The organism is Pseudomonas sp. GV047 (assembly GCF_003058245.1).
Taxonomy (GTDB): domain Bacteria; phylum Pseudomonadota; class Gammaproteobacteria; order Pseudomonadales; family Pseudomonadaceae; genus Aquipseudomonas; species Aquipseudomonas marginalis.
In genome coordinates, this window is sequence record NZ_QCWA01000010.1 from 227,875 (window position 1) to 252,101 (window position 24,227).

Consider the following 24,227-nt stretch of genomic DNA (forward strand, 5'->3'; position numbering starts at 1 on the left):
CATGAGCTTTGATTTCGACACGATCCACCCCCGCCTCGGCACCGGCAGCACCAAGTGGAACCGCTACCCGGCCGATGTGTTGCCGATGTGGATCGCCGACATGGACATCGCCGCGCCGCCCGCCGTGCTGCAGGCCCTGCACGCGCGCCTCGACCAGCAGATTCTCGGCTACAGCGTGGCCGGCCCGGATGTACGCGAGGCCATCGTGGCCGACCTGTGGGCCAAGTACGCCTGGCGCGTGCAGCCCGACGACCTGCTGTTCCTGCCCGGCGTCGAGCCTGGCTTCAATATGGCGCTGCACGCCTTCGTCCAACCGGGCCAGCCGGTGGTGCTGCAAACCCCCAACTACCGGCCGATTCGCCTGGCGCCCGGCCACTGGAACCTGCCGCGCATCGAAGTACCGTTCGAATTGAACAACGCTGAATACGTCACCCCCATGCCCGCCCTGCGCGAGGCCCTGAGCGGCGCCGGCGCACTGCTGCTGAGCAACCCGCACAACCCGATCGGCAAGGTCTTCCCCCGCGAAGAACTGCTGGCCCTGGCCACTGCCTGCCTGGAAAACGGCGCGCTGATCATCAGCGACGAAATCCACGCCGAACTGTGCTTCGACGGCCGCCGCCACATCCCCACCGCCAGCCTTAGCCCTGAGATTGCCCAGCGCACCATCACGCTGATGTCGGCGAGCAAGGCCTACAACGTGGCCGGCCTGAAGACCTGCTTTGCGGTGATCCAGAACGCCGAGATCCGCGAGCGCTTCAACCAGGCCCGCTGCGGCATGGTCGACAGCGTCAGCCCCCTGGGGCTGGAAGCCACCCGCGCTGCCTACAGCCAGTGCGGTGAATGGCTCGACGCGCTGAAGCACTACCTGCAAGCCAACCGCGATTACCTTCTCGACGCCGTGCAAACCCGTTTGCCCGGCGTGGTGATGCATGCGCCGCAAGGCACCTTCCTCGCCTGGCTTGACTGCAGCGCCCTGGGCCTGGACGACCCACAGCAGTTCTTCCTCGAACAGGCCAAGGTCGGGCTGAGTGCGGGGATCGAATTCGGTGACGACAGCCAGCAGTTCGTGCGCCTGAACTTCGGCTGCCCACGGGCTTTGCTGGAAGAGGGTCTGCAACGTATGGAGCGTGCGCTGCAGCAACGCTGAGGCAGGCTTTATGGATGTGGGAGCAGCGCTCCCACATCCGGTGGGCTTCACAGCTTGGCGATGGACACTTCGGTGGACTTCACGAAGGCAATCACTTCGCTGCCCACCTTCAATTCCAGGTCACGCACCGAGCGGGTGGTGATCACCGAGGTGACGATGCCGGACGCGGTTTGCACGTCGATTTCGGACACCACCTCCCCCAGCAGGATTTCCTTGATCACACCCTTGAACTGGTTGCGCACGTTGATCGCTTTAATGGTCATGTCGGCTTTCCTTTTGGCTGTTGGGTCAATCCGCACGAATGCGCAGGCCCTCAAAGTGCGCCATCACGCAGAACATTAAAAGGAATATATAACTCTTTATTTATTCCATAAAAATATATGTGCACTGTTGCCCCACCAACAGCCGATCAACAATTTGCTACCCCCGTAGCAGCTGCGGATTTGGATAAGGCGATATTTACGGTTAAGACGATCTCTACGCGGGGTAGCGGTAACCTTGGCATAGAGACTGCATATTCCTGTAAAGCATGATGAGACATTAAAAATCATCTTTCTGAATATAAGAAAAGCCTTCTCTCAACGCCTTGTCCGGAGCTGTTCCATGAAACCCTTCACCCAGCGTCTACTCGGCGCCTGCGCCCTCATCCTGAGCCTGCAGGCACATGCCTATGCCGCCGAAACCGATCCCGCCGAAGTCAACCTCGACTACGCCTACTACTCGCCGGTCAGCCTGGTGCTCAAGCACTTCGGCTGGCTGGAACAGGCCCTGCCCCACAGCAAGGTCGGCTGGGTACTCAGCCAGGGCAGCAACCGCTCCCTGGAATACCTCAACAGCGGCGGCGTGGATTTCGCTTCGTCCGCAAGCTTGTCCGCCGTGTTGAGCCGCGCCAATGGCAGCCCGATCAAATCGGTGTACGTCTACAGCCGCGCCGAGTGGACCGCCCTGGTGGTGCGCAAGGACTCGCCGCTCAACAGCGTCAGCGACCTGAAGGGCAAGAAAATCGCCGCGACCAAAGGCACCGACCCGTACCTGTTCACCCTGCGCAGCCTGCAACAGGCCGGGCTGAAAAAAGACGACGTGGAACTGGTGCACCTGCAACACCCGGACGGCCGCACCGCCCTGGAAAAAGGTGACGTGGACGCCTGGGCCGGCCTCGACCCGCACATGGCCGCGAGTGAAATCCAGGCCGGTTCGCGCCTGCTGTACCGCAACAAGGATTTCAACAGCTATGGCGTGGTGAGCGTCACCGAGCAGTTCGCCAAGGCGCACCCACAGACCATCACCAAGGTGCTCGGGGCGTATGAAAAAGCCCGGGATTGGGCGGTGAAGCACCCCGATGAATTCGCCAGGTTGCTGGCGGATGAATCCGGCCTGCCGCTGGAAGTGGCCAAGCTGCAATTGTCGCGCACCGATCTGAGCACGCCGTTGTTGAGCGCCAAGGATGTGCAGTCGTCGAAGGCGGCGGCGCCGATCCTGGTGTCCGAGGAATTGGTGCGTCGCGGGGTGAATGTGGACCAGGTGATCGATCAACTGATCGACCCTTCGTTCGGCCAAACCCTGTCGAAGCAATAAGGGGCGCGCGATGACCAGCAAAAGCCAGGCATTGCCCCTTCCGGTCCCCGCGGTCAGCCAGCGCAGCGCCTGGCCACGACGCTTCAAAGGCCTGGTCCTGCCAGTGCTGATCCTGTTGATCCTGGAAGTGGTCGTGCGGGTGGGCTGGCTGCCGTCCTACCAGATGCCGGCCCCCAGCGAGATCGCCGTGACCCTCACCGACCTGGCCGAGGGCGCCTTGTGGAAACACATCAGCGCCAGCCTCGCCCGCGTGCTGCTGGGCTTTGCCATCGGCGCCAGCCTGGCCCTGGTGTTTGCCGCCTGGGTCGGTTTGAGCCGTGAAGCCGAAGCCTACCTGGAGCCGACCTTCGCCGGCCTGCGTTCGATCCCGAGCCTGGCCTGGGTGCCCTTGCTGCTGCTTTGGCTGGGCATCGATGAAACCTCGAAGATTGTGCTGATCGCCATTGGCGCGTTTTTCCCGGTGTACCTCAATGGCGTCGCGGCGATTCGCGATATTGATCGCAAGCTGGTGGAAGTCGGGCAAATGTACGGTTTCAGTCGCCGCCGCCTGGTGCGCCGGATCCTGCTGCCCGCGGCCCTGCCCGGCCTGTTCACCGGGCTGCGCAGTGGCTTGAGCCTGGCGTGGATGTTCCTCGTGGCGGCCGAACTGATCGCGGCGACCAAGGGTTTGGGTTACCTGCTCAGCGATGGGCGGGAAACCTCACGGCCCGACATTGTGCTGGCCGCCATCATCGTATTGGCGCTACTGGGCAAGGTCAGCGACGGCCTGCTCGCGGCGCTGGAGAAACGCTGCCTGGCCTGGCGCGACACCTTCACCGGCCAAGGAGCGGAACAATGAGTACGCAGCCGTTATTGGACATTCGGGTGGAGCGTAAAAGCTTTGCCAGCACCACCGTGTTGAAAGACGTACGCCTGGCCTTGCAGCCGCGCGAAGCGGTCAGCCTTCTGGGCCCCAGTGGCTGTGGCAAAAGTACCCTGCTGCGGATCGTCGCCGGGTTGGAAAAGGACTTCCAGGGCGAACTGCGCAGCCCTGACGGCGACGTGGCGTTCGTGTTCCAGGAACCGCGCCTGATGCCCTGGCTCACGGTGGAGCAGAACATTGGTTTCAGCGATGACAACCGCTACGACAGGGCCTGGGTCACACAATTGATCGAGGAAGTCGGCCTCAAGGGCTTCGCCCAGGCGCTGCCCAAGGCGTTGTCCGGCGGCATGGCACAGCGGGTGGCGATCGCACGCGGCCTGTATTCACGTCCGCAGGTGTTGCTGCTCGACGAACCGTTCAGTGCGGTGGATGCCTTCACCCGCATGAAGCTCCAGGACTTGCTGCTGCAACTGGCCGCGCACCACGCCATCGCCCTGTTGCTGGTGACCCATGATGTGGACGAAGCGCTGTACCTGAGTGACCGGGTGCTGGTGATGGACAACCGGCCCAGCAGCATCCGCCAGGAGCTGACGATCGACCTGCCGCACCCGAGGGATCGGCGTGATCCGTTGCTGGCCCGGCTCAAGGCGCGGGCCTTGACCGAGTTGCAGCGTGCCCACGTGATCTGAGGACTACTCGTAACCTGTGGCAAGCCCGCTCGCCACAATAAGCTTGCGCAAGCTCACCCGATAACGCATTCGAGATTGCACCTCCACGCCCCACGTGATCTGAGGACTACTCGTAACCTGTGGTGAGCGGGCTTGCCCCGCGCTGGGCTGCGAAGCAGACCCAAAACCAGGCGCTGCGGTTTACCTGACAGAACACAGGGAGCCTGATTGGGGCTGCTGCGCAGCCCAGCGCGGGGCAAGCCCGCTCACCACAGCAAGCCCGCTCAGCACAATAAGCTTGTTCACCGCAACAAGCAGGCTGGCCACAAAACCGCATTACGCCGCCTTGCGCAGGCTCACCCAATAACGCATTCGAGCTTGCACCTCCAGCCCCAGGGTCGAGGCCAGCAGGTTGAGGATGCGGTCGGTGTCATCCAGGCGAAAACTGCCGGTCACCCGCAGCGTTTCCAGGCTGGGATCCCAGCGCAATACGCCCGGACGATAGCGTTCCAGCTCGCGCAGAAAATCCCCCAGCAACTGGTTCTGTGCGGTCAACACGCCGTCGCGCCAGCCTAATTGCAGCACATCGAAGGGCACCGAGGCGCCAAGCCCGGCGGCTTTCAACGGCGCTTGCTGGCCCCCCTGCAATGTCGCCAGGTTTGCGCGCAAATCACGCACCTGCACCGTGCCCTTGAGCACCGACACCAGGCAGCCGGAAGGCAGTTGACGCACGCACACCTCGGCCTGGCTGACGAGCAATTGGCCGTAGCGGGTTTGCACCGTCATCGCCGCCGTACCCGGAACGTTCAGCGCCAGCTCACCGTCGACCAGGGTGATGCGCCGTTGTGCCAGGTCCACGTCTACGGCTGTAGCGGTATTGAGTTGCAGGCTGCCCCCCTCGGCCAACGGCAGGCGTTTGCGTTCGCCGGTAGCGGTGTGCAAATCGGCACGCCAGGCGTCGATGGGCAACTGGCGGCTGATCAGCCAGGCCGCCGGCACCAGCGCCGCCACCCCCAGGGCGCGCTTGAGCACGGCACGTCGCCCCGGTTGCGGGCGGTCGAGGCTGGCCATGGCGAGCGCCTGGGGCAAATCGCTGAAACGCTGGCGCAGGGTTTGGGCTCTTTGCCAGGTCTGTTCATGCTGGGGATGGCTGTCGCGCCAGTGCTGCAAGGCGACGTGATCGCGCTCGGTGGCCGCGCCGGATTCGAGCAGCGCCAGCCACTGGGCGGCGGCGCGCGCGACGTCGCGGCTCACAGCTCCACCAGCAGGCAATGCTCGTAGGCCTGGGCCATGTAGCGCTTCACCGTACGTTCGGACACGTCAAGGCGCTCGGCAATCTCGCGGTAACCCAGGCCTTCCAGCTGGCTCCATAGAAACGCACGGCGCACCAGCACGGGCAAGCCGTCGAGCAATTCATCCAGGGCTTGCAGGGTTTCCAGCACCAGCCAGCGCTGTTCGGGCGACGGCACACAGGTGTCGGGCAAGCTGGCCAGGGCATTCAGATACGCCTGTTCGAGGCTGCGGCGCTGATGGAAATTCACCAGCAGGCGCTTGCCCACCGTCACCAGGTACGCCCGGGGTTCCTGCATCTGCGCAATCGGCTGCGCACTGGCAAGCACCCGCAGGAACGTATCCTGGCTCAGGTCGGCCGCATCCCAGGCATTGCCCAGGCGCCGCCGCAGCCAGCTTTCCAGCCAACTGCGATGGTCACGGTACAAGCTCGATAGCGTCAGTTCAGGAGCGTGCGTGGGGACAACAGCATCATTCATGGCAACAACCTGCACGGCGCGATTGAGTCTCAAATGAGATTCATTCTATTTAATATCGTGCCGGGACACCATGATCTTTTCAACTTCGCGTTTATACCGACGCCTCGGCATCAAACACCCGCCCACGCCCCACGACACTGCCTGGCACCAACAGCCCCCCAGGCGCCAGCACCGCGTTAGCGCCGATCCGGCATTGATCCCCCAGCAACGCGCCAAACTTGTCGCAGCCGCTGCGCTGCAACACCCCGTCAACCCGTACCAGTACTTCCTTGTCGTCCCGCTCGTTGCGGTAGTTGGCGACGATACTTCCCGCCTCGAGGTTGACCCCATGGCCCAGCACTGAATCACCGACAAAGTTGAAGTGAGCCAGTTTGCTGCCGCTGAACATGAAGGTGGTTTTCAGTTCGGCGCCGGGGCCGATGATGCAGTGCTCATCCACCCAGCACCCACCGCGCAGCAGCGAGCCGCTGGCGATAAAGCAATGGGCGCCGATGATCAGGGGCGGCTTGAGCAAGGCACCGGGTTCGACGATGGCGGTACGGTGGATGGCGACTTCGTCGTGCACGCGGTAGTCGTCGGCCGGCAGTTCGGCGAGCATCTGACGAACAACGGCCAGCGCCTGGGCGACCAGGGCCCAGGGCGCCAGGTCGGCCCACGGGGCCAGGGGAGATTGAGCAAGGTTGGCGATGTAGTCGGCGAGTCGAATCAAGGTCGAGCCCTCACGTGGTCAGAGACAGTCAAGAAACCCCACATTGGCGATCATTCGACCTCGAGTACAGCACTTCCAGGCCCTCGCCTCTCACAGACCGCGCTTGCGCAACCACTGCAAAAAGCCCTTTTTCACCGGCACCACCGGCGCTTCCTGGGTCAGGACCTGGGCGGCGTGCAGGCGGAAATCCAGCAGCGCCGTCATCGCCTCGCCGATGTCGTGACGCGCGTCCAGGCACGGTTTCAAGTATTCATTCTCGATGCGGTACAGCGTGCAGAAGGTCTTGGCGGAAAAGTCCGCCAGCGCGGCCTGGTCGGACAAGATCCCGGCCTCGCCAATCACTTCTCCCGGCCCCATGCGCCCGGCTTCGAATACATGGCCGCCCTTGGTCAACATCACCGAAACCACACCGGACTCGACGATAAACAAATGATCGCTGACCTCCCCCGCCGGCAGGATCATCTCGCCGGCGCGGTAGGTGTGCAGGGTCATGTTCTGGCTGAAGGTGTCTTTCTCTTCCTGGCGCAGGGTGGAGAAAATCGACGACCGCTCCAGCAACGCCCGCGCGGCGGACATGGCCGGCGGCGCGCTGCTTTCGGTGGCGGACAGCACAGCCACGCCCGCCGCCTGCAGGTGCCGGAACGCCAGGTCATAGAGCTGGTTGCGCACCTCGCGCTTGAGGGCCATGGCTGGCACGAAGCCGCTGATTTCATACTCCACGCCGCCACTGGCAGAGGTCTTGAACGCCACGCTCGGCGCCGGCTTGGCCAACAGTGGCCGACACCCCTGCATCGCACGCTCCAGCGCCTCGATCACGGTTTGCGGGCGCGCATGGGGGCTGACCTGCAGGCTGACCGCCAGGCCGAACATATCCGCCGGGCGCGAAAAGTTGATGATCTTGGCCTTGGCCGCCAGGGAGTTGGGGATCACCGCCAGGCTGCCCTGGGAGGTTTGCAGGCGCGTGGCGCGCCAGTCGATGTCGGTGACCCGCCCTTCGGTGCCGTCGATGGAGATCCAGTCATCGATCTGATAAGGCTTGGTGGTGTTGAGCACGATCCCGGAAAACACATCGCTGAGGGTACTTTGCAACGCCAGGCCGACGATGATCGCCACCGCGCCGGAGGTGGCCAGCACGCCCTTGACCGGCAGGTCGAGCACGTAGGCCATGGCGGCGATGATCGCGATGAGGAAAATCACCGCGCCCATCAAGTCCTGCAACAACCGCCCGGTGTGGCCTACCCGCTGCATCATCACCGCGCCCAGCAACACCGTCAGCGTACGCGCCGCAAACAGCCACCAGCCGATCTGCAGGGCCGTGGCGGCCAGGTGCAAGGCGGTACTGTCGGCATAGGGCGCAAGTTGCATGGGGTTCATGCCGTCGTTGAACAGCACGGCACTGAACACGGCAAAAATCGCCAGTCGCGCAGCCAGCTTCCAATTGGCCAGGTCGGCAGAGATCAGGCGCCACACGGCGATGTCGATAAAGATCAGCGCCACGGCGCACAGCATCGGGTGATCAGCGATAAATGAGGGCATCCAGGCGACTCCAGGGCGAATGACGGGAAGATCGCATGAAATAGAGGTTGCGGGTATAGCGCAGAAAAAATATTCGGGCAATGGCACAGTGATTCGAAAACCACAGACAGGAGAGTTTTAACTGAGGGGTATTAGCATATACAACTTCCTTCAGATAATTCTGAAGAAGCGTCTAAACACATTACAAACATCACGAACAATTCAAACCACTCAGTCTAAACACGCTCACGATCCAAGACCACAAGAAATGTACTACATGTCTTTGGGACGTGATTGTTTTGAAAACAACAAAATTTAGTACGAGGCTGTAAGCGAAGCCAATAGGAAATTAATCATGACCATAGCAAAAGACGTTTCAATTATTGGGGCGGGCCATATGGGGTATGCAATCGCTACCGGTTTAATACAATCATCTCCAAACATATCGATAGCAGCTATTGACCTTGATCATGTCCACGACAAAGAAATGGAAGATGTGGGCATCCATGTAATGAACAGCTTACCAGAGCACTCAGCTTCGAAAATCATGATTCTGGCCATCCCACCCCAAGCATTTATAAAATTCGCAGAAATCAATTCGCAGATTAAGCATCATGCCGGAATAACAGTTTCAGTCATGGCATACTGATCATATGAAATTATCGAATTTTCTCATCACCAGAAATAACCGATCATGAACGCATATAAAACATCTAGATCAACGCACGCGCTTTCCATATTTCTATGTGGACTGGCAAACTTTCTTCTGGGGATCTCATCTCTTTACTGGAGAGGGCTCAGCGATTTTTCGCCCATAACATTGATCGCCTATCGAATCACACTATCCGCTGCCATCCTCACTCTTTTCGTCGGTTTGTTTCGTCAAAAAAGAAACATAAAAAACTCACTATAAAATTAGTTTTTCTACATTGCATTGCTTCGTTACTCATCGCAGTAAATTGGGGATCTTTCATCTGGGCCTCCATTCACGGGCTTTTTTTAGAAAGTGGCCTTGGCTACCTGTTAGCTCCTTTCTTTTCTATTGCCTTAGGGATAACACTTTACCACGAGTCAATCACTTTTAAAAAAGCCCTCTCCGCACTAATCGCACTCAGCCTCATAATCGCGCTAATCATATCCTCCAACAACCTAAACCATTTGACTTACATTATAATTTCCACAACATGGGGGCTTTACACCTACATCAAAAAACTCACCCCCTTAGACATGGTAAGCGGACTGCTTGTAGAAACCATATTCTTAACTGCATGCCTAGCAATAGCTACTCTAGCATTCAGCCTTCCAGTTATGTATCCCAGCGATTTTTTCACCCACTCAAACAAGCTAATCTGGCTGGCGGGCGGAGTATCCATAGTTCCTTTATTAATGCTGTCTTACTCAACAGGAAAAATACCGCTATCCCTAACTGGCCTCCTACAATTCATACTGCCCGCCACGCTTATTTTAGTTTCAATACTCACACACACTTAAAAGACATCAGACACACCACCAGAATAACCACTTATAATAATTAGCATTTTAATCGCCCTCACAACTTATAAAACTACAAGTATCCAAAATTCTAAAAACAGGACTCACAAATGAACAGAAGCTATGACGTTATCGTTATCGGCCTTGGGATTATGGGGGCTGCTGCGTTGTGGAGAGTCGCATCAAAATGCACCCGATCATTAGGAATCGACGCATCCGGCCCCAGCCATTGCCACGGATCCTCCCATGGAGCGTCGAGGATATTTCGCCGGGCGTACTGGGAGGGCGAAAAATATCTTCAACTACTTAATCACGCTGATTTGCTGTGGAAAGAACTGGAGCAAGTAACTCAAAGACACCTGCTGTTTCGCACGGGAGGAGTTTTCATCGGAGATAAATCCAGCCGTATAGTGTCCGGAAGCATTGAAACCGCGAAAAAGGGAAAAATTGAGCACGAGGTATGGATCGCTTCAGATGCTAGAAAGCATTTGCCAGCATTCAACATACAGGATGAGATGGCAGTTGTTTACGAGCCTAGTGCATATGCAATTTCGGCCAGCGAGGCGAGACTGGCAATGCTGAACGATGCCGTTCTAAATGGCGCTTTCACTGAATTCGGCAACAATGTCGTAAAACTCGAGAAACATGGCACTGGCGTGCGTGTAACGACCAAAAGTGGATGTATTTATTTTGCTGGCTCGGTAATAGTCACAACAGGACCGTGGATCACTACCAACCTTATGCCGGAGCTCACTAGGTTCCTAGAACCACGTCGAGTACCAATTTATTGGTTCAAACCAAAAGCAGGCTGCGAAACTCCATTTTCTCAAGAACAATTTCCCATTTTTCTTTACGAGAGGCAGGATGGCGGACTTCTCTACGGCGTTCCCTCAATAGTCAGTAATGAACCCGACGTAAAAATCGGCTTTCACAATAGGCAGCAAAGTCCCTCGCTCCCCGGCTGGGAAAATGTTCCCGTACAACATAGATATATAACGGAAATCCCCCCAATCATAGAGTCCATATTCCCTAAACTTGAAGGTATCCCGACACAAGCAAAGAACTGTTTCTATACAATGAGTCGCGATGAATCTTTTTTGATAGGACACTCTAAAGCACTGGAGTCAACCTATTTCGCTTCTGCGTGCTCAGGACACGGATTTAAATTTGCGCCGGCTATTGGGGATGCCTTGGCTAATATGGCCATTGGTCAACAAGCAAGCTTTTCGCTGTCAGCTTTTTCAGTCGATCGATTTAACTGAACGTCGCCTAATCTTTAAAGATTAGGGCATCCAGGCGACTCCAGGGCGAATGACGGGAAGATCGCATGAAATGCCGTTCCAGGGTATAGCGAAAAAAAGTGGGAGGAGGCTTGCCTCCGATAGCCGAGTGTCAGGTTGAACCTCTGTACCTGATCCACCGCCATCGGGGGCAAGTCGAATCGTCGCACCGCCCCTCCCACATTGGCCTTGTGGCCGACCTTAATCCTGCATCTGCCCAAAACGACCCGATTGGAAATCCACAAACGCCTGGTGAATCTCCTGCTCGGTATTCATCACAAACGGTCCATGCCCAACGATAGGCTCGTCAATCGGTTCGCCGCTGAGCAGCAGGACCTTGGCGTCGTCGTTGGCCTCCAGGGTGAGTTGGCGGCCGTCGCGTTCGAATAACGCCAGTTGGCCTTGGCGTGCGACTTCTTCGCCATTGACCAGCACCGTGCCGCGCAGGATCACCAGGGCGGTGTTGCGCCCGGCGTGCAGGTCGAGGGTGACGGGCTTGCCGGCGTTGAGGCGCAGGTCCCACACATCGATCGGCGTAAAGGTGCGCGCCGGGCCCTGGGTGCCGGCGAATTCACCGGCGATCAGGCGCAGGTGGCCGGCGTCGTTGGCCAGGGGCAGCAAGGGGATATCGCCGTCGACGATGGTCTGGTAGCCCGCGTCGGCCATTTTGTCCTTGGCGGGCAGGTTGACCCACAGTTGCACCATCTCCAACGCACCGCCGCTGCGGGCGAAGGCGGCGGAGTGGAATTCCTCGTGGAGGATGCCCTTGGCGGCGGTCATCCATTGCACATCGCCCGGGCCGATTTTGCCGCCGGCGCCGGTGGAATCGCGGTGTTCGACTTCGCCATCGTAGACGATGGTCACGGTTTCAAAACCGCGATGGGGGTGCTGGCCGACGCCGCGACGCTGGTCTGTCGGGGCGAAATCGGCCGGGCCGGCGTGGTCCAAGAGCAGGAATGGGCTGATGTGCTTGCCCATCGAGTCGTAGGAAAACAGCGTACGCACGGGGAAGCCGTCGCCGACCCAATGGGCGCGAGGGCTGGTGTAGATGCCGATGAGTTTTTTCATGGTAGTCCTCCAAAGTGCATACACCTTAAAACTCGCAGCAATTCGGCGCTAGACGGTAAAAAAAACCTTGATCGTCCTACCGACAGGACGATCTACGGTGGCATCCTCACAAAACAGCGTTAATGATAATGACTCGTAGTAATATCCACCCTCTCCCGCTCAACCCTCGAGGCTGCAATGCCGTTTGCCCCTGCGCCTGCCGCACCGCGCGTACTGGTGGTGGATGACCACCGCAAGATTCGTGAACCCCTGGCCACGTACCTGCGACGTTACACCTTTGATGTGCGCACCGCTGAAGACGCGGCCGGCATGTGGCAATTGCTCAAGACCCAGGCGTTCGATGTGGTGGTGCTCGACGTGCTGCTGCCGGATGGCGATGGCTTTGAGTTGTGCAACCAGTTGCATCGGCGCAGCAACACCCCGGTGATCCTGCTGACCGCCCGCGACACTGCCGCCGACCGCATACGCGGCCTGGACCTGGGTGCCGACGATTACGTCACCAAGCCGTTCGAGCCCCGGGAGCTGGTGGCGCGTATCAACAGCGTGCTGCGTCGTCAGGGCCGCGCTACCGGCCCCACCGCGCCCGGCGCCGGCGCACGGGCCTATGAGTTTGCCGGCTGGCACTTCAGTGTGACCAGCGCCACCTTACGCCGCGATGCCCACCCCGACATCCAACTCAGCACCGCTGAAAGCCGGTTGCTGCAGGTGTTCCTCGCCCACCCCAACACCCTGCTGCCCCGCGAACGCTTGATCGACCTCACCGCCGCCGCCGACAGCGATGTCAGCGACCGCGCCATCGACCGGCAAGTCAGCCGCCTGCGCCGCAAGCTGGCCCAGGGCGATGCGGCGCCGGAACTGTTGCGCACCATCTGGGGCGGCGGTTATCTATTGGCCGCCGAGGTCAGCGAATGCACGCCCTGAACCGGCTGTGGCCGCGCACCCTGGCACGGCAATTGAGCCTGTTGTTGTTGCTGGCACTGCTGGCGTCGAACGCCATTGCGATGTTGTTTTTGCAACGCACCGGCAGCCTGATCCACCCGCTGTCGCGCAGTTTCAGCCTGGAACGCCTGGGGATTGCCCATCACACGGCAATCGACCTGACCCCAGGTGAAACCGCGCACCTGCTGGCCGGCATGAGCACCGACGACACGCGCTTCTGGATCGGCCCCACGCCGGAGGTGGCGCCGTTTGCGCAACGCCCGGAAGAACAGCGCCTGGCCAACGAGCTGCGCCGCCAATTACAGCTGGATAACAGCGCCGCCATTGGCATGCAGTTGGAACGCATCAGCGGCGCCGACGCCCGCACCCATGTGTTCAGCCCCGCCGGCTGGGCGCCGTTGCGCCTGCGCAGCAGCGTGCCGCTGCCCAACGGTACCTACCTGAATGCCGTGCAATACCCCGCCGGCGCCTATGAATGGGGTCGCGTCCTGGCTTACAGCCTGCCGGTGACCACACTGCCGGTGCTGCTGATCGTGATGTTTTTCATTGCCCGCGTGGTGCGCCCGATCAAGACCCTGGCCCAGGCCACCGAGCGCGTCAGCCGCGGTGAATGGATCGCCCCGCTGGCGGAAACCGGCCCACAGGAAGCCCGCGACCTCACTGCCGCCTTCAACACCATGCAGGTCAACCTCGCACGGCATGTCGAAGGGCGCACGCGGATGCTCGCAGCGGTCAGCCATGACTTGAATACGCCGATCACCGAACTGCGCCTGCAAGTGGAGTTGCTGGAGCCCGGCGCAGCCCGCGATGACATGCTCGAAAGCCTCGGGGAACTGAGTGCGATGGTGCGTGAAACCCTGGATTTCGTGCGCGACGACGCGGTGCAGGAAGCGACTGCCACGCTTTCGTTGAGCGACTTGCTGGATGACCTGGCCAAGCGTTACCAACGCCTGCGACAGCCCGTCACCTGGGCCGGCGCACCCGCGTTACTGCTGACCTGCCGGCCGCTGGCGCTCAAGCGCGCACTGACCAACCTGATTGACAACGCCCTGCGCCATGCCGGCGACGCCGACCTGAGCCTGGCGCGCGAGGACAACGGTTGGCTGCGCATCGAGATTCTCGACCACGGCCAAGGTCTACCCGAGGCGTGGTTGAGCAAAGTCTTCGAGCCCTTCGTACAACGGGGTGTCAGTGACGGCGGCGTGGGGCTGGGCCTGGCGATCGCACGCTCGTGCATCCAGGCCCATGGCGGTGAACTGGTCTTGGAGAATCGCCCACCGGCCGGCCTGTGCGCGGTGGTGCGATTGCCCACAGCGCTCTAGAAGTTGAGCGTGGCGCCCATCCACAGGGTGCGGCCGTAGTTCACCGTGCCATAGGTTTCATCGTCCAGGCGCTTGTCGGTGAGGTTGTTGAGGGAGGCGTTGAGGGTCAACGAATCGCTCACGTCATAGGAGCCGCCCAGGTCGGCGGTGGTGTAGCCCGGCGCCGGTTCGTCGGTGGTGATGGTGTTGCCGGTTTCCTCGCCGTAGTAGCTCAGCGAGGCCCAGGCCTGGGTGCGATCGTTAATAGTCCACTCGGTACGCACATTGGCTTTTTGCTCAGGGGTGAGGGCCAGGGGCGCACCTTTGTTGGCACCGCTTTTCTGCTCGGAGTCGGTGTAGGTGTAGTTGGCCTTGAGCAGCACGCTGGGGTTGATGTCCCATTGGCCGTTGAGCTCAACGCCCTGGATGATCGCCTTGTCGACGTTGACCCGCTCCATGATGGTGTAGCCGTTCCAGCGCCGGTCGGTGGTGACGGTGGAAAGCTTGTCCTGGAAGTCGTTGTAAAACAGCGTCACGCCGCCGGACAGGTTGTCGCGGTTGCTCCACAGCGCCGAGACTTCGTAGTTGGTGCTGGTTTCGGGCTTAAGGTCCGGGTTGCCGAACATCACGAAGCGGTTGCGGCGCAGGTAGGCGTAATCCTCGACGACCGCACGCAGCTCGGGGGCCTTAAAGCCACGTGCAACACCGCCCTTGAACGTCCACTGCTCGGTGGCGCGCCACACCCCGTAGACCCGTGGGCTGAGGTGGGCGCCGTACTCTTCGTGCTCATCCAGGCGCAGGCCGGTGGTCAGGGCGAAGCTGTCGGTCATCGACCACTCGTTTTCCGCGAACAAGGCTTTTTGCACCACCGAGAATTTATAGTCGACGCGGTCACCGAGGCCCTGGTTCCAGTCGGTCAGCTCGCTTTTATTCCATTGCAGGCCCACGGTGCTGACGTTGCGGGCGGTGGGCACCACCAGCTTGGCGTCAAACACAGTGTTCTTGATCTCGGGTTTGCGCCCGTAGATGTCAGTCTGCGCCGGTGTCGCCTTGCCTTCACGGCTGGAGGTTTCCTGGGACAAGGCAATGTCCGAGGTGGCCCAGCCCCAGCGGCCCTGATGGGACAGCGACCAGTGATCGCGGTTGTTTTCCTGTTCGCGGGTGGCCCAGTTGGCGCTCATGCCGTCGCCATTCTTCAAGCGCGTGGCGCCGGCTTCCAGCAGGATGTCGTGGTCGATAGTGGGGGTGAAGGCCAGGCGCGCGGTGAGGTCGCGGTGGTCAGCCTTGCTGAAGCCATTGGTCTGCTCGATGTCGTCATCGGCCTGGCGGTCCAGGTAGCGGCCCCACACCTGCAAACCGAGGAAATCTTCCTTGAGCGGACCACTGAGGTAGAACTGGGTCTGGCGTGCATTGCCCTGGTCGCTGTGCTGGCGCGCCGAGTAGTCGTACCCGACGGAGCCGCCCCAGGTCGGTGAGACCTTGCGCGTGATCACGTTGATCACCCCGCCGATGGCATCCGAGCCGTACAGCGACGACATCGGCCCGCGCACCACTTCAATCCGCTCGATGGCCGCAGCGGGTGGCACGAAGCTCTGTTCATAGCCACTGTTGCCGTTGACCCGCGATTCCCGCGCACTCTGGCGCTTGCCGTCGACCATGATCAGGGTGTAGTCGGCCGGCATGCCACGGATGGAGATGTCGGTTTCATTCGCACCGCCGTTGACGGTGACGCCTTCCACGTCTTTAACCGCGTCGCCGAGGTCGCGGTAGGACTTGCGACTCAGCGCCTCGCCATCGATCACGGTGACCGAGGCCGGCGCGTCTTCCACGCTTTGCGCAAAACCGGATGCAGTCACCACTACATCATTGAGTTCCAGTGCAACAGGCTCATCGGCGTGGGCATGAAGACTGGCGGCCACCAGCAGGGCCAGGGGCGAGAAACGAAAAGCAGGCAGCATGGGCGAAGACCTTCGGATTAGACTCAAAAGAGAATCGTAATCATCCAGCCCCGAATAACTTGGACAAAGTGTGACAACTCAAGCCGCCGCGACCTCCGCGGTACGGCGCTCACGCAACAGATGGAAGGCCACGAAGGCCGTCACGGCAAAACACGCCTGGATCACGATCATCGGTGTGGCACTGCCGTCGCGCAGATGGCTCAGTAACAGGCCGCTGCAGGTCGCGCCGAACATCTGCGCAAAGCCCATCAAGCCCGCCGCCAAACCGGCGCGATGAGCGTTGGGCATGACCCCTCCGGTCACCGACCCGGGCAATACCAGGCCGCCGCCGAGGGTCGCCAGCGCAATGGGAATATCCAGGCCCAGTACCGACAGGCCAAACAGCGCATAAATCACCAGTGCGGCAATCCCGCCCATGGCCACCAGCGTCACGCCCATCGCCACAATCCGTTGCGGCCCCAGGCGCTGGATGTTGCGTCGGGTGTAGGTGGAACCGATGATCAGCATCGACACGATCAGGCCAAAATTGATGCCGTACTCCAGGCTGCTCAAGCCCAGCAGATTGATATACACCGCCGAGGAACCGGCGATCACCGCGAACATGGCGCCATAGGTACACGCCAGCGCCACGGCGAACGCGCGGTACGGGCGGCCCTTGAGCAGGTCCAGGTATTGCCCGCCGAGGGTGCGCCAGTGGCCGGCCTTGGGGTCGAGGAAGTGGTTGCTCTCGCGGAAGAACAGCAGCGCCAGCAGCAACACCCCACTGCCAATCGCCAGTGCCAGCAGGATCGGCGCACGCCAGCCCAGCAGCTTGATCAGCAGGCCGCCGACCATCGGTGCGACGACGATGGCGTACAGCATGCCGATCATGGTCAGCGCCAGCGCCGGCCCCGCCTGGGCCTTCCACACGTCACGCACCACGGTGCGCGCCAGTACCAGCGCAGCGCAGGCGCCAAGACCTTGCACGACGCGAGCGGCGATAAATTGCTGGATGTCATTGACCAGCAGCATCGACAAGGTCGCCAGCACATACAGCAACAGCCCGCCGAGCAGCACCGGACGGCGGCCGATGCGGTCCGACAGCGGGCCGAACAGCAGTTGCCCCAGGCCAAAGGCGGCGACAAACGCCGACAGTGCCATCAGCGCAGACCCCGGTGGCGCCAACAGGGCGTGCTCGATCAGACCCAAGCCTGGAATGATCAATTGGGTCGAGACTTCACCCAGCGCCGTCAAGGCCACCAGTAAAAACAACAAGCTTCGCGATGGGGCCGGGGTGTACGACATGGGGATTATCCGGGGCTGGTTTTATTTATATTTCGACCATAATATGCGTGAAAAATTATGTCCATAATTTTTTGCCCACTGGTCATCCCCGGAGCCCGACATGATCCCTCTCCCCTCGCGCCTTCTCACGCCCCTGGCCGTGTTGATCGTCCTCAGCGGCTGCAACAGCCAGGCCGACACCACCGCCCAAGCGCCGCAACCACGCCCGGTACTCGCCGCCAAGGTCGACGCCGCCGGCACTCAGCAAAGCGCCTATACCGGCGTGGTGGCTGCACGTACGGAAAGCGACCTGGGCTTCCGGGTCGGCGGCAAGGTCATCGAACGCAAGGTCGACCCCGGCCAGCATGTCTCCCGTGGCGACACCCTGCTGGTGCTGGACATCGGCGACTTCGAGCTCGCCCTGCGTTCGGCGAAAAACCGCGTCAACGCCGCCCAGGCCCAGCTGCGTCAGCGCCGCGACGATGAAAACCGCTACCAACGCCTTGCCAGTACCGGCGCGGTGTCACGGCAGATCTTCGACCAGTCGGCCACCAACCTGCGCGTGGCCGAGGCCGAGTTGGCCGCGGCGCAATCCGACGCCAGCCAGATCGAGAACCGCCGCACTTATTCGGTGCTCAAGGCCGATGGCGACGGCATCATCACCGACGTGCGGGTGGACCGCGGCCAAGTGGTCGCCGAAGGGCAAGTCGTCGCGCGCCTGGCCCATGACGGCGCCCGCGAAGCCATCGTCAACCTGCCGGAAAACCAGCGCGACCAGGCCGCGCAAAAAGCCCTGGCCTTCCCCTTCGGCGCCCCGGACCAGGCAGTGACGGCGACCTTGCGCGAACTGTCGGCCAGCGCCGATCCCACCACCCGCACCTACCGCGCCCGTTATGTACTGCACGGTAACGTCGAGCGCTTCGCCCTCGGCTCGACCATCACCGTGCGCCTGCAAGGCGACGGCCAGGCACAACAAACCCGCGTACCGATCGGCGCCTTGCACGATGCAGGGCAAGGCACCGGTGTGTGGTTGATCGGCGCGGATGACAAGGTCAGCTTCGCCGCCGTCAAGGTCGCCAGCCTCGGCCAGGAAGACGCCCTGCTCGACAGCGGCGTGTACCCCGGCCAGGTCGTCGTCGCCCTCGGTGCGCACCTGTTGCACAGCGGCGACGCGGTGCGCCTGTTGCCCGCCCAGGTACTGGCCCTCAACCGCAAACAGGACCAATGAGCATGCGCGGCATCAACCTCTCGGAACTGGCGGTCAAGCACCGCGCAGTCACGCTGTTTTTGATCATTGCGATCCTCGCCGCCGGGATCTTCTCGTTCGGCAAACTGGGGCGCGCCGAAGACCCGTCGTTTACCGTCAAGGTCATGACCATTACCGCCGCCTGGCCCGGCGCCACTGCCCAGGAGATGCAGGAGCAGGTGGCCGACCGCCTGGAGAAGCGCCTGCAGGAACTGGACTACTACGACCGCGTCGAGACCATCGCCCAGCCGGGCTTTGTGTCGATGCGCATGACCTACAAGGAGTCCACGCGCCCCAGCGAAATCCAGGAGCTGTTCTACCAGACGCGCAAAAAACTCAGCGATGAAGCCGCGAGGCTGCCCAGCGGGGTGGTCGGGCCGTTCTTCAACGATGAATATTCCGATGTGTACTTCGCCCTGTACGCCCTGGAGGCCGAGCACCTGCCCCATCGGCAACAGGTGCAGATGGCCGAGGAATTGCGCCAGGGCCTGCTCAACCTGCCGGGGGTGAAGAAGGTCAATATCCTCGGCGAGCAGGCGCAGCGGATTTTTGTCGAGTTCTCCTATGAGCGCCTGGCGACCCTGGGGATCAAGCCGGAGCAGATCTTCGCCGCCCTCGCCGCACAGAACGCCGTGGCCCCGTCAGGTTTTGTCGAAACCGCAGGCGCGCGCGCCTATATCCGTATCGACGGTGCCTTCGACAGCCTGGCGCTGATCGAAAACGTGCCCCTGGAAGTCAACGGTCGCGTGCTGCGCATTGCCGATGTGGCCAGCGTCAGCCGCGGTTATGAAGACCCGCCGAGCTACCGCATCCGTCACCAGGGCGACCCGGCGCTGATGCTCGGCGTGATCATGGAAAAGCACTGGAACGGTCTGGAGCTGGACAAAAGCCTCAAGGCCGAGGAAGCCCGGATCCAGGCGGACCTGCCGTTGGGCGTGAACTTCGCCAAAGTCTCCGACCAGGCGAAAAACATCAGCCTGGCGGTGAATGAATTCATGCTCAAATTCTTCGTCGCCCTGGCGGTGGTGATGATCATCAGCCTGTTGGCCCTGGGCTTTCGCGTCGGCCTGGTGGTGGCGGCGGCGGTGCCGCTGACCTTGTCGGTGGTGTTTGTGATCATGCTGCTCACCGGGCGTGAGTTCGACCGCATTACCCTGGGCGCGCTGATCATTTCCCTGGGCCTGCTGGTGGATGACGCCATCATCGCCATTGAGATGATGGTGGTGAAACTGGAGGAAGGTTTTGACCGGATTCATGCGGCCACCTTCGCCTGGAGCTCCACGGCGGCACCGATGCTCACCGGTACGCTGGTGACGATCATCGGTTTTCTGCCGGTGGGGTTTGCACGGTCCGGTGCGGGGGAATACGCCGGCAATATCTTCTGGATCGTCGGCTTTGCGCTGATCTCGTCCTGGCTGGTGGCGGTGGTGTTCACGCCGTACCTGGGCGTGAAGTTGCTGCCGCAGATCAAACCGGTGCCCGGTGGCCACGACGCGATTTATGCCGGGCGCTATTACCAGAAGCTGCGTGATTTGGTCGAAGCCTGCGTACGCAGGCGTTGGCTGGTGACCGGGTTGGTGATCGCTGCCTTTGTACTGTGCGTACTGGGCATGGCCGTGGTGAAGAAACAGTTCTTCCCCAACTCCGACCGGTCCGAGCTGATTCTTGAGGTGTATATGCCGCCCGGCAGTGCCTTCAAGAGCACCGAGGCGGTGGCGGCGCAGCTGGAAAAGGCGCTGCTGCAAGAGCCGCAGACCAGCATGGTCGACACCTATGTGGGCGGTGGTGCACCGCGTTTCTTCCTGTCGCTGAACCCCGAAATGCCGGACCCGGCGTTTGCCAAGCTGATCGTGCAGACGCCGGACTCTCACGCCCGCGACGCCTTGAAGCTGCGCATGCGTGAGCGAATTGCGGCCGGTGAGTTTCCGGCGGCGCGGGTGCGGGTCACCCAACTGCTGTTCGGTCCGCCAGTGCCCTTCCCGGTGGTGTTCCGCGTGTCCGGCCCGAATGTGGAGGTGCTGCGCGGGGTGTCCGAGGACGTGCGCAAGGTCGTTGCCGCCAACACGCTGACCAAGGACGCCTTTCTCGATTGGGGCGAGCGCACCAGCGGTTATCGCCTGGTGCTGGATCAAGACCGCCTGCGCCTGCTGGGCTTTACCCCCAACGAGGTCAAATCCCAGCTCAACGCCTTGCTCAGCGGCAACCCGATCACCGAAGTGCGTGAGGGCAACCGCACCGTGTCCGTGGTCGCCCGGGCCCAGGGCAACCAGCGCGAGAACCTCGGCAACCTCAACAATATGACCCTGACCAACAGCGCCGGCACGTCGGTGCCCCTGGCCCAGGTCGGGCAGTTCCAGGCGGTGATGGAGGAACCGATCCTCAAGCGCCGCAACCGCGCGAGCACCGTGGAAGTGCGTGCCGACATCATCGACGGCGTGCAACCGCCCGACGTGGAAATGGCCGTGTACAAAGACCTGCAACCGCTGATCGCCCGGCTGCCGGCCGGTTACCGGATCGACATCGGCGGCCCGGTGGAAGAAAGCGCCAAGGCCAACGTGGCGCTGGCGGCGCTGTTCCCGATCATGATCCTGCTGACCCTCACGGTGATCATGTTCCAGGTGCGTTCCTTCGGCGTGATGTTCATGGTCTTCGCCACCGCGCCGCTGGGCTTGATTGGCGCGGTGCCGACCTTGCTGCTGTTCAACCAGCCGTTCGGGTTCAACGCGATCCTGGGCTTGATCGGGATCGGCGGGATCCTGATGCGCAACACGTTGATCTTTACCGACCAGATCCGCCAGAACCAGGAGCATGGCATGGCGATCCACGCGGCGATTGTCGAGGCCACGGTGCGGCGCGCGCGGCCGGTGATATTGACCGCGCTGGCGGCGGCGCTGGCGTTTATTCCGCTGACGCTGTCGGTGTTCTGGTCGTCCCTGGCATTCGTGCTGATTGGCGGGGTGCTGGTGGGCACGGTGTTGACGCTGTTGTTTCTGCCGGCGCTGTGCAGCCTGGTGCTGGGGCGGGAGAAGACAAAAATTGTCGAAACGCCCCACGTAAGCGCCGGATAAGCGCTACTCCCCTGCCCTGAAAACCGCTGCAAAGTCCCTCGCCTGAATACACAGTGCGAGGGATTGCAGATGGTGGTTTTCGTTAAGGCCCCGGTTGACGGGGCTGTTTCATGATCGAGGTGACCCGCCAAGCCATTGGCTACCTGGTGCTGGCCGCCATGGATTCAAAGACGCGGGACGTCGAATCCGTTCTCAGCGACTTCGGGCGCTGCCTCAATACCTACGAGACCTGGGCGGAAAGCTTCTTTAGCTTTTGGGCCCTGGATATCGAACAGGTCTTCAAGGTCGGGGATGAAGTGGCGCTCGTCGCGCCGATCAACCGCGCCATCCTTCCCAGCAGCACGACCGCAATGTGCCAGGCAAACGGCACGTTGACCCTGGTGCATATGTTCCAGAGCGCTCGGTTCGTGCCCATTGGCAATACGCCCGTGATGGTGCAACGCATCGATCCAGAGGGCGGTCCCCTGGGCGAGCCGATCCACAGGACCATCGGCCCCAGCGGCATCCTCGAAATCACCGAGTGTGATCGCAACCAACAGTACCGGATCAGCTTCTACCCCAACGTCTCCAAAGACCATTTCAAGGCGCTGTATGCCTCTTATCAGTCGGTTATCGCCCCGCTGGACGCTTGGTTGCGCAGTGAATGGGAGACCATCTTCGAACCGTTGTGGAAGGGTTACGCCGAAGCCAGCCTCCCCAAGCGTTACCTCGCCCTGCATCAAGCCTACGCCCGCGGCTTCGGCGAAGCGCTCTACTCGCTCTGGGACACTGTCAAGCAGCTGTTCCAGTGGCTTGGCGACCCGTTGGCTTATGCCGAACAACTGCTGCACTACCTGTCAGCGGACGAACTTGAAAAGCTGCTGAGCCTCGGCGCCGACACCCTCGCCAAGGGCTTGTTGGTGCTCAGCGACGAGCCGCTGCTGTTCATCCATCTGTCGGCAATGGTCAGCTGGATGCGCCTGTTGCCGCCGCCCTATATGAACGAGTTGCTCGGGGAAATCAGCGCCGACGTATTGATCAACTTGTTGCTGTGCCTCGCCACTGCAGGGATGGGGATGGCGGTTCGAATAAGTACCAACGTGCTGGGCGGCATCAAGTCTCAACGTGCGCGCCGATGGTTGGAGCGCATGGCGGGGCAGTTCGGAAAATCGCCCATGGATGAGCATGTCGAACTCGCCAGACCGGTTCTGCTGGGTGGCCCTGCGACGTCGATCAAGACCGTACCGATTGCGCCGTTGAAGGCTGGGGAGCATATGGTTTCAAACCCCGTGCCGGCAGCTCGCAGGAAGACTCAGCAGACGGTGTTGGTCAGGCAGGAGCCTGTCGATGATGTGCCTGTTTCGGGGAAGAACCCGAGCGGAGATGCGGCGGCTTCTTCGGATAAGACGGTCACCAACGGTTGCCCCGTGTCGATGGTTACCGGGGAGGAATTGCTCACTCTCACCGATGGTGTTTTAGACGGGATCTTGCCGTTTGAGTGGACCCGGCTGTATCGCACCAGTGCGGTGGAAGTGGATGGCGGGTTGGGGTTTGGCTGGAGTCATTCGCTGGCGCATCGGCTGGTGGTGTCGGGCGATTCGGTGGTGTGGACGGACCATGAGAATCGCTCGATTGGGTTTCCACTGCCGACTGTTGCTCGACCCGCCATCACCAATAGTTTGGCCGAAGCAGCGATCTATTTGGGCGCGTCGCCGGATGAACTGGTGTTGGCCCAGGCGTCGCGGTTTTATCACTTTCGCAACGGTGTGCTGGTCTCGATCAGTGATGCGTACGACAACCGGCTGCGGATTTCTCGGGATTTTCTGGGGCGGATTGAGCGGCTGGATAACGGTGCGGGGTGTGCGCTGTTCCTGCGCTATGCGTCGGCCCGCATCGTCGCGGTGGACTACCAGGTGCAGCGGGCCAAGGGGTATGAGCCTTACGAATGGGTGACGGAGCAGAACGTCGTTTCCTACGCCTATGACGACGCTGGCCGACTGGTCTCGGCGACCAATGCGGTAGGTGAAAGCGAGGTTTATCGCTACGACGATCAGCACGTGATTCTTGAGCGGGGCTTGGCCGGTGGGGCGAGTTTCTTCTGGGCGTGGGAACGGTCCGGCAAAGCGGTGCGATGTGTCCGGCATTGGGCCAGTTTTTCCCAGATGGATACGCGGTATGCCTGGGGGGACGACGGCCGGGTCACGCTGCACAACGCCGATGGCAGTCAGGAGGTGTATGTCCATGACGACCGGGCGCGGCTGGTGCAGCGGATTGATCCGGACGGTGCCCAGCACTTCAAATCCTACGATGCCAAAGGCCGGCTGACGGTTGAGCAGGATCCGCTGGGGGCGGTGACGGCGTATCAGTACGACGACGCCGGACGCTTGGT

19 protein-coding genes are annotated in these 24,227 nt (G+C 61.1%); 11 read left to right on the top strand and 8 right to left on the bottom strand.

The genetic code is table 11. From position 1 onward, the window contains the following. Position 1 precedes the first annotated feature (1 nt). A complete protein-coding gene (locus C8K58_RS24035; RefSeq protein ID WP_027607925.1) occupies positions 2-1,147 on the top strand; it encodes a MalY/PatB family protein in 1,146 nt (381 codons plus the stop codon). 47 nt (positions 1,148-1,194) lie between these two features. Here C8K58_RS24035 and C8K58_RS24040 read toward each other — a convergent pair whose 3' ends face one another. After that, a complete protein-coding gene (locus C8K58_RS24040; protein ID WP_003173733.1) occupies positions 1,195-1,410 on the bottom strand; it encodes a molybdopterin-binding protein in 216 nt (71 codons plus the stop codon). Positions 1,411-1,750: 340 nt separating this feature from the next. Here C8K58_RS24040 and C8K58_RS24045 point away from each other — a divergent pair, with 340 nt between their 5' ends. The 3 genes from C8K58_RS24045 to C8K58_RS24055 are packed head-to-tail and all read left to right on the top strand — an operon-like array spanning position 1,751 to position 4,273. Continuing rightward, the gene (locus tag C8K58_RS24045; RefSeq protein ID WP_027607926.1) at positions 1,751-2,722 is read left to right on the top strand and encodes an aliphatic sulfonate ABC transporter substrate-binding protein; all 972 of its coding nucleotides are present in this window, start codon (positions 1,751-1,753) and stop codon (positions 2,720-2,722) included. A 10-nt stretch (positions 2,723-2,732) separates the two neighbouring features. Continuing rightward, on the top strand, positions 2,733-3,560 hold the full coding sequence (locus C8K58_RS24050; RefSeq protein ID WP_027607927.1) for an ABC transporter permease: 828 nt from the start codon (positions 2,733-2,735) through the stop codon (positions 3,558-3,560). Continuing rightward, on the top strand, positions 3,557-4,273 hold the full coding sequence (locus C8K58_RS24055) for an ABC transporter ATP-binding protein (RefSeq protein ID WP_027607928.1): 717 nt from the start codon (positions 3,557-3,559) through the stop codon (positions 4,271-4,273). Before C8K58_RS24050 ends, C8K58_RS24055 begins: the two co-directional genes overlap by 4 nt. Positions 4,274-4,588: 315 nt before the next feature. Here C8K58_RS24055 and C8K58_RS24060 read toward each other — a convergent pair whose 3' ends face one another. The 4 genes from C8K58_RS24060 to C8K58_RS24075 all read right to left on the bottom strand — a co-directional run bounded on the left by C8K58_RS24060 (position 4,589) and on the right by C8K58_RS24075 (position 8,266). After that, positions 4,589-5,506: a FecR domain-containing protein gene (locus tag C8K58_RS24060; RefSeq protein ID WP_108574477.1), complete on the bottom strand. Its 918-nt coding sequence runs from the start codon at positions 5,504-5,506 to the stop codon at positions 4,589-4,591. Continuing rightward, positions 5,503-6,021, bottom strand: a complete 519-nt coding sequence (locus tag C8K58_RS24065; RefSeq protein ID WP_108574478.1) for a sigma-70 family RNA polymerase sigma factor — start codon at positions 6,019-6,021, stop codon at positions 5,503-5,505. The genes C8K58_RS24060 and C8K58_RS24065 overlap by 4 nt, the downstream gene beginning before the upstream one ends. Before the next feature lie 91 nt (positions 6,022-6,112). Beyond that, the gene (locus tag C8K58_RS24070; RefSeq protein WP_108574479.1) at positions 6,113-6,730 is read right to left on the bottom strand and encodes an LpxA family transferase; all 618 of its coding nucleotides are present in this window, start codon (positions 6,728-6,730) and stop codon (positions 6,113-6,115) included. A 90-nt stretch (positions 6,731-6,820) separates the two neighbouring features. Continuing rightward, the gene (locus C8K58_RS24075) at positions 6,821-8,266 is read right to left on the bottom strand and encodes a mechanosensitive ion channel domain-containing protein (RefSeq protein WP_108574480.1); all 1,446 of its coding nucleotides are present in this window, start codon (positions 8,264-8,266) and stop codon (positions 6,821-6,823) included. Between the two features lie 334 nt (positions 8,267-8,600). Here C8K58_RS24075 and C8K58_RS24080 point away from each other — a divergent pair, with 334 nt between their 5' ends. Beyond that, entirely contained in the window at positions 8,601-8,894 is a 294-nt protein-coding gene (locus C8K58_RS24080) for an NAD(P)-binding domain-containing protein (RefSeq protein WP_108574481.1), read from the top strand. A 952-nt stretch (positions 8,895-9,846) separates the two neighbouring features. Then, the gene (gene solA / locus C8K58_RS24085) at positions 9,847-10,998 is read left to right on the top strand and encodes an N-methyl-L-tryptophan oxidase (RefSeq protein WP_108574482.1); all 1,152 of its coding nucleotides are present in this window, start codon (positions 9,847-9,849) and stop codon (positions 10,996-10,998) included. A 219-nt stretch (positions 10,999-11,217) separates the two neighbouring features. Here solA and C8K58_RS24090 read toward each other — a convergent pair whose 3' ends face one another. Then, complete coding sequence (locus C8K58_RS24090) at positions 11,218-12,084, bottom strand: pirin family protein (protein ID WP_108574483.1); 867 nt, start codon at positions 12,082-12,084, stop codon at positions 11,218-11,220. 177 nt (positions 12,085-12,261) lie between these two features. Between C8K58_RS24090 and C8K58_RS24095 the strand changes: the two genes are divergently transcribed. Next, positions 12,262-13,005 carry a response regulator gene (locus C8K58_RS24095; protein ID WP_108574484.1) on the top strand — a complete coding sequence of 248 codons (744 nt, stop codon included), beginning with the start codon at positions 12,262-12,264 and terminating at the stop codon, positions 13,003-13,005. Between the two features lie 20 nt (positions 13,006-13,025). Then, positions 13,026-14,345, top strand: a complete 1,320-nt coding sequence (locus C8K58_RS24100; protein ID WP_166655329.1) for an ATP-binding protein — start codon at positions 13,026-13,028, stop codon at positions 14,343-14,345. Here C8K58_RS24100 and C8K58_RS24105 read toward each other — a convergent pair. Next, complete coding sequence (locus C8K58_RS24105; RefSeq protein ID WP_108574485.1) at positions 14,342-16,282, bottom strand: TonB-dependent receptor domain-containing protein; 1,941 nt, start codon at positions 16,280-16,282, stop codon at positions 14,342-14,344. The genes C8K58_RS24100 and C8K58_RS24105 overlap by 4 nt on opposite strands. Positions 16,283-16,360: 78 nt before the next feature. After that, the gene (locus tag C8K58_RS24110; RefSeq protein ID WP_027607937.1) at positions 16,361-17,566 is read right to left on the bottom strand and encodes a Bcr/CflA family efflux MFS transporter; all 1,206 of its coding nucleotides are present in this window, start codon (positions 17,564-17,566) and stop codon (positions 16,361-16,363) included. A 100-nt stretch (positions 17,567-17,666) separates the two neighbouring features. Between C8K58_RS24110 and C8K58_RS24115 the strand changes: the two genes are divergently transcribed. The 3 genes from C8K58_RS24115 to C8K58_RS24125 form a co-directional block, all read left to right on the top strand. Continuing rightward, positions 17,667-18,773 carry an efflux RND transporter periplasmic adaptor subunit gene (locus C8K58_RS24115; protein ID WP_108574486.1) on the top strand — a complete coding sequence of 369 codons (1,107 nt, stop codon included), beginning with the start codon at positions 17,667-17,669 and terminating at the stop codon, positions 18,771-18,773. Between the two features lie 2 nt (positions 18,774-18,775). Then, on the top strand, positions 18,776-21,859 hold the full coding sequence (locus tag C8K58_RS24120) for an efflux RND transporter permease subunit (RefSeq protein ID WP_108574487.1): 3,084 nt from the start codon (positions 18,776-18,778) through the stop codon (positions 21,857-21,859). 110 nt (positions 21,860-21,969) lie between these two features. Continuing rightward, positions 21,970-24,227 (top strand): RHS repeat domain-containing protein (locus tag C8K58_RS24125; RefSeq protein WP_146188255.1); only part of this gene is annotated, 2,258 nt, incomplete at its 3' end.

Bases quoted from the DNA above. Each gene is read 5' to 3' on its own strand.
- C8K58_RS24035 (WP_027607925.1), top strand. From the start codon at position 2: ATGAGCTTTGATTTCGACACGATCCACCCCCGCCTCGGCACCGGCAGC.
- C8K58_RS24040 (WP_003173733.1), bottom strand. From the start codon at position 1,410: ATGACCATTAAAGCGATCAACGTGCGCAACCAGTTCAAGGGTGTGATC.
- C8K58_RS24045 (WP_027607926.1), top strand. From the start codon at position 1,751: ATGAAACCCTTCACCCAGCGTCTACTCGGCGCCTGCGCCCTCATCCTG.
- C8K58_RS24050 (WP_027607927.1), top strand. From the start codon at position 2,733: ATGACCAGCAAAAGCCAGGCATTGCCCCTTCCGGTCCCCGCGGTCAGC.
- C8K58_RS24055 (WP_027607928.1), top strand. From the start codon at position 3,557: ATGAGTACGCAGCCGTTATTGGACATTCGGGTGGAGCGTAAAAGCTTT.
- C8K58_RS24065 (WP_108574478.1), bottom strand. From the start codon at position 6,021: ATGAATGATGCTGTTGTCCCCACGCACGCTCCTGAACTGACGCTATCG.
- C8K58_RS24075 (WP_108574480.1), bottom strand. From the start codon at position 8,266: ATGCCCTCATTTATCGCTGATCACCCGATGCTGTGCGCCGTGGCGCTG.
- C8K58_RS24080 (WP_108574481.1), top strand. From the start codon at position 8,601: ATGACCATAGCAAAAGACGTTTCAATTATTGGGGCGGGCCATATGGGG.
- solA (WP_108574482.1), top strand. From the start codon at position 9,847: ATGAACAGAAGCTATGACGTTATCGTTATCGGCCTTGGGATTATGGGG.
- C8K58_RS24090 (WP_108574483.1), bottom strand. From the start codon at position 12,084: ATGAAAAAACTCATCGGCATCTACACCAGCCCTCGCGCCCATTGGGTC.
- C8K58_RS24095 (WP_108574484.1), top strand. From the start codon at position 12,262: ATGCCGTTTGCCCCTGCGCCTGCCGCACCGCGCGTACTGGTGGTGGAT.
- C8K58_RS24105 (WP_108574485.1), bottom strand. From the start codon at position 16,282: ATGCTGCCTGCTTTTCGTTTCTCGCCCCTGGCCCTGCTGGTGGCCGCC.
- C8K58_RS24110 (WP_027607937.1), bottom strand. From the start codon at position 17,566: ATGTCGTACACCCCGGCCCCATCGCGAAGCTTGTTGTTTTTACTGGTG.
- C8K58_RS24115 (WP_108574486.1), top strand. From the start codon at position 17,667: ATGATCCCTCTCCCCTCGCGCCTTCTCACGCCCCTGGCCGTGTTGATC.
- C8K58_RS24120 (WP_108574487.1), top strand. From the start codon at position 18,776: ATGCGCGGCATCAACCTCTCGGAACTGGCGGTCAAGCACCGCGCAGTC.